The following is a 5,073-nucleotide window of genomic DNA, read 5'->3' on the forward strand; positions in this document are numbered from 1 at the left end:
GAAAGGCATGGGCACAACGTCATTGCCGCCGGTTTCGGCCTGGTAGCCGACACGACCCTGCGGTCAGGGCCAAGCGACGGTTCGGCGACCTATCGATCAGCATGGCTCCAGTGCACCAGTTGTCACGATCCGCATACGACCGCCCAGAAGAGCTACCGTCTTCTCGGGAGCACCGGTTACGATGGAGGCTCTCTGGCCACCGGGTTCAGATTCAGCAACCCGGCGCCGGAGGCGCTGCCCTGCCTGGGCCAGGACGGGAATCTGCAAGCCGAAACGGACCTCGATCACCCCGATTACGGGGCCGGCATGTCCGAATGGTGCACCAACTGCCATAGCGGCTTCGCCGGTGCCCACACTCACCCGGCCGGGACCAACTCCCGCCTGGGTGCCCTGGCAGCCCAGTACAACTCCTATCAGGCAACCGGCAAGATGAGCGGCGGCCCGGGAACATCCTATGACTTCCTCGTCCCCTTCGAGCGCGGCCGGGGAGCCGTGGGGAGTTTGCGCTGTGCCCGGACGGACGGACCATCGGCCGACGCCACCGTCATGTGCCTCAGCTGTCACCGCCCCCATGCCTCGGCCTTCAGCGGCATTGGCCGCTGGGACTTCGGGGTTCACTTTCTATCATTCTCTGCAGTTCTTTCCTCGCCCGATGCCACCCATGCCTATTACGGGGAAAGCATCCTCCGCCGCTATGGGCCCTATCAGCAGTCGTTATGCAACAAATGCCACGGCAAGGATGCAACAACCCGCTGAGGATGGCTTCACGCCGGCTCCAGCCCCGCAAACTTGAGCAGGAGCTTCTTCACCCCGACGGTGTTGAAGTAGATCGTCACCTTCTGGTTGTCGCCGGCCCCTTCGAGGCGGCGGACGGTGCCGATACCGAATTTGGCGTGGCGTACCCGGCAGCCGAGGCGCAGGCCTTCTTCGGCGTCGGGGACGATGCGCACTTCCTCTTCGAAGGGAGATTCGTCCAGGTCGAAAGGGGTTGGGGCGAGCTGCTCGAAGACCGAGGCGAGATTGTGGACGGCGGGCTTGTGCAGGAGGGCGGGCTCGGGGGCCGCCAGCAGGCGGACGGGAACCTCGCCGAGGAAACGGCTGCGGGGATTGTACTGGTAGCTGCCGTAGACACGGCGGCGGCGGGCGTGAGTGAGGTAGAGTTTTTCCATGGCGCGGGTCATGCCGACGTAGCAGAGGCGGCGCTCCTCTTCGACCTCGTCGTCGGCGCCGGTGGTGCGGGAATGGGGGAAGAGGCCCTCTTCCATGCCGGTCATGAAGACGACGGGGAACTCCAGCCCCTTGGCGGCGTGCAGGGTCATCAGGGTGACGCGGTCGAGGCTCGGGTCGTAGGAGTCGAGATCGGTGATCAGGGCGACCTGCTCCAGGTAGTCCTGCAGGGTCCCCTCGCTGCCGCGGTGTTCTTCCATGCCGGCCAGCAGCTGCTCCAGGTTCTCCAGACGGCCCTTCGCCTCTTCGGTGCGCTCTTCGCGCAGCATCGGTCCGTAGCCGCTCGCTTCGATCAGCTCGGCGGTCAACTGCGGATAGGGAAGGCGCAGCAGCTGCTTGCGGAAGGATTCGAGCAGGGCGACGAACGCCTCCACCTTGGCCGCCGCCGCCCCCTTCAGGGCGCCCCGCGCCAGGGCCAGGGAGCAGGCGGCGTAGAAACCGCCGGCCTCCGCCTCGAAGGCGGCGATGCGCTCGACGGTGGAGGCGCCGATGCCGCGCGGCGGCACGTTGATGATGCGCCGGGCGGCGACGGAGTCGACCGGATTCACCAGCAGCCGCAGGTAGGCGAGGATGTCCTTGATCTCCAGGCGCGAGTAGAACTTGATGCCGCCGAACATGACGTAGGGGAGGTTGCGGCCGCGTAGCGCCTCTTCGATGGAGCGGGACTGGGCATTGGTGCGGTAGAAGACGGCGATGTCGCGCAGGTGGCGGCCAGCCCGCCGCAATGCCTCGATTTCGCTGCCGACAAAACGCGCCTCCTCCATGTCGTCAGGGAGGGCTTCGAGGCTGATGCGCTCGCCGGCCGGGTTCTCCGTCCAGAGGGTCTTCCCCTTGCGGCCGACGTTGCGGGCCACCACCTCGCCGGCGGCGGCGAGGATGGTCTGGGTGGAGCGGTAGTTCTGCTCGAGGCGGATGGCGACGCAGCCGGGGTAGTCGCGCTCGAAGCCGAGAATGTTGCCGATCTCGGCTCCCCGCCAGGCGTAGATCGACTGGTCGTCGTCGCCGACGACGCAGAGGTTGCGGTGGCGGGCGGCGAGCAGGTCGACGATCCGGTACTGCACCTGGTTGGTGTCCTGGAACTCGTCGACCAGGATGTGGCGGAAGCGCTGGCGATACTTCTCCAGAACGTCCGGGTGCGCTTCGAACAGGCGCACCGTCTGCAGCAGCAAATCGCCGAAATCGAGAGCGTTGGCCCGCTGGAGCCGCTCCTGGTAGAGGGCGTAGACCTTGGCGACCTGCCGGGCGTAAGGGTCGCCGCGGCCGAGGTCTTCGGGAAACTGGCCGCGGTTCTTGGCGTTGTCGATGGCGGCGGCCGCAGCGCGCGGCTTCATCTCTTTTTCGTCGATACCCAGCTCGGCGAGGACCTGCTTGAGCAGCCGCTCCTGGTCCTGGTCGTCGTAGATGGTGAAGTCGGAGGTGAAGCCGAGGGCGCCGATCTCCCGGCGCAGGATGCGCACGCAGGCGGCATGGAAGGTACTCACCCAGGGGAGTTCGCTCCCCTCCAGCAGCCGCTCCAGCCGCTCGCGCATCTCGGCGGCGGCCTTGTTGGTGAAGGTTACCGCCAGTATCTGCCAGGGCGCCACTCCCAGTTCGCGGATCAGCCAGGCGACCCGGTGGGTCAACGTGCGGGTCTTGCCCGAGCCGGCCCCGGCGAGAATCAGCAGCGGCCCGTCGCCGTGCTGCACCGCCTGGCGCTGCGAGGGGTTGAGCCCTTTGAGAAGATCGTTCATTGAAAATCCTAGAAGGTTTTTGAAGTCCCCCTTTGAAAAAGGGGGATTTAGGGGGATTTGCCTGTAGCCGGGAGAGAAATCCCCCCTCGCCCCCCTTTCTTAAAGGGGGGATTCTTCCTCAATCCGCCTCTTCCGTCAGCGTCCGCTCCATCAGCGCCCGGTTGTAGGCCGAGACCATATCGCGCCGGGAGATGATCCCCACCAGCTTCTTGCCGGTCTCCCGGTCGACCACCGGCAGCTGTTCGATGTTGCGGTAGCCGATCTTGCGCATGGCGGTGTCGAGGTCGTCGTCCTCGAACACGGTAATGACGTCGAGGGTGGCGAGTTCCTTGACCACCACCAGGTCCATCAGGTCGCGCTCGAAGACGACCCCCATGAAGTCCTGCACCGAGATGATGCCGGTCAGTTCGCCGTCCGGCCCGACCAGGGGGAAATTGGTGTGCCGGGTGTGGGCGATGAAGCGGGTGAACTCCCGCAGGGTCATCCCCTCGGGGATCGCCTCGGCGTCGCGCACCATCACCTCGCCGACCCGCAGCGCCTTCATGATGTTGCGCTCCTTGCCCGCCTCCAGGTTGATCCCCTCCCGGGCCAGTTCGAAGGTCTCCAGACTCTCCTTCTTGAAATGGCGGCAGATGGTGGTGCCGATGACGCAGGTGATCATGATCGGGATGATGACCTCGTAGGAGGCGGTCATCTCGAAGAGCAGGAAGATGGCGGTCATCGGTGCGTGGGTGGCGGCGGAGAGGAAGGCCCCCATGCCGACCAGGGCATAGGCGCCGGGCGAGCTGACCATGCCGGGGAAGAGCATCTGCAGCAGCTTGCCGAGGGTGCCGCCGGCCACCGCGCCGATGTAGAGGGAGGGGGCGAAGAGCCCTCCCGGCATGCCGGAGCCGAGGGTGATGGAAGTGGCCAGGGCCTTGAACAGCACCAGCGCCGCCAGCAGGTACCAGGCCCCCTGGCCGTGCATGACCGTCTCCATGAACTGGTAGCCGTTGCCGAAGACCTGGGGGAGAAAGATGCCGATCACTCCCACCAGGGCGCCGCCGGCCACCGGCTTGGCCAGCGGGTGCAGGGGGAGGGCGGTGAAGCGGTCCTTGATGCGGAAGTGCAAATCGATGAAGGAGGTCGCGAGGAGGCCGACGACGACCCCCAGGACGACGTAGAAGATCAGTTCCCAGGCGGAGCTGAGCACGTAGGGGGGGACGGCGAAGGCCGGGGTGTTGCCGAGCAGGGCGCGGGAGATGACCGTACTCATGCCGCTGGCGATGACGATGGAGGTGAAGCTGGAAAGCTCGAAGGAGGAGAGCAGCACGATCTCCTGGGCGAAGAAGACCCCGGCGATGGGGGCGTTGAAAGTGGCCGCCACTCCGCCGGAGACGCCGCAGGCGACCAGGGTCTTGAGGCGGTCGCCGCTCACCTTGAACGACTGGCCGACCTGGCTGCCGATGGCGCCGCCGATCTGGGCGATGGGCCCCTCCTGTCCCGCCGAGCCGCCGGTGCCGATGGTGATGGCGCTGGCGACGCCGCGGGTGAAGATGGTGCGCCCCGGAACCTTGGCCCCCTTCAGGTTGACCAGCTCGAGGAAGCGGGAGAAGCCGAAGCGGAGATCCTTGGCGAAAAAGATGTAGAACGGGATCAGCAGCAGTCCGCCGGCGACGGGGAAGAGGGCGACCAGCAGCCGGGAAAGGCTCCATTCCTCGAAGGAGATCTGAAACATCGCGCTCCCCTGCCCGATGACCGACCATTGAAAAAAGTCGATCAGCTTGCGGAAGGCGTAGTTGCCGAGCCCCGAGGCAAAACCGATGGCCACCGCCAGGATGGCCATGAAAGTATTTTCGCTGATGCGGAAACGGCCCAGGGCGACGGTGCAGCGCCGCCGCAGGCGTTCCAGTTTCCTCAGTCCTCTTTGCAAAATTTTACTCCGCGGTTACGCCTTCGATCTCGCGCAGGGTGTGTCCGTGCCGCTGGTTTCGGGGGGATAGTAACACCCCCGGTCAGACATGTAAACCACTTGCCCGCCGTCTGTCCAGGCATAAAAAAGAGCGGGGCCGCGCACGACCCCGCTCTTCGATCGGATTCAGGTACCGGCTTACTCCCGGGGTGCCCGCTCCGGCTC

The 5,073-nt window shown here is 65.7% G+C and carries 3 protein-coding genes; 1 reads left to right on the forward strand and 2 read right to left on the reverse strand.

From position 1 onward, the window contains the following. A partial coding sequence (locus VD811_05345; protein HXV20402.1) for a hypothetical protein occupies positions 1–756 on the forward strand: 756 nt, incomplete at its 5' end. Positions 757–764: 8 nt separating this feature from the next. Here the strand turns inward: VD811_05345 and VD811_05350 are convergent. After that, a complete protein-coding gene (locus VD811_05350; protein ID HXV20403.1) occupies positions 765–2,957 on the reverse strand; it encodes a UvrD-helicase domain-containing protein in 2,193 nt (730 codons plus the stop codon). Positions 2,958–3,075: 118 nt separating this feature from the next. Then, the gene (locus VD811_05355; GenBank protein ID HXV20404.1) at positions 3,076–4,869 is read right to left on the reverse strand and encodes a chloride channel protein; all 1,794 of its coding nucleotides are present in this window, start codon (positions 4,867–4,869) and stop codon (positions 3,076–3,078) included. Positions 4,870–5,073: the final 204 nt, after the last annotated feature.

It is taken from the genome of Desulfuromonadales bacterium (assembly GCA_035620395.1).
Classification (GTDB): Bacteria; Desulfobacterota; Desulfuromonadia; order Desulfuromonadales; family DASPGW01; genus DASPGW01.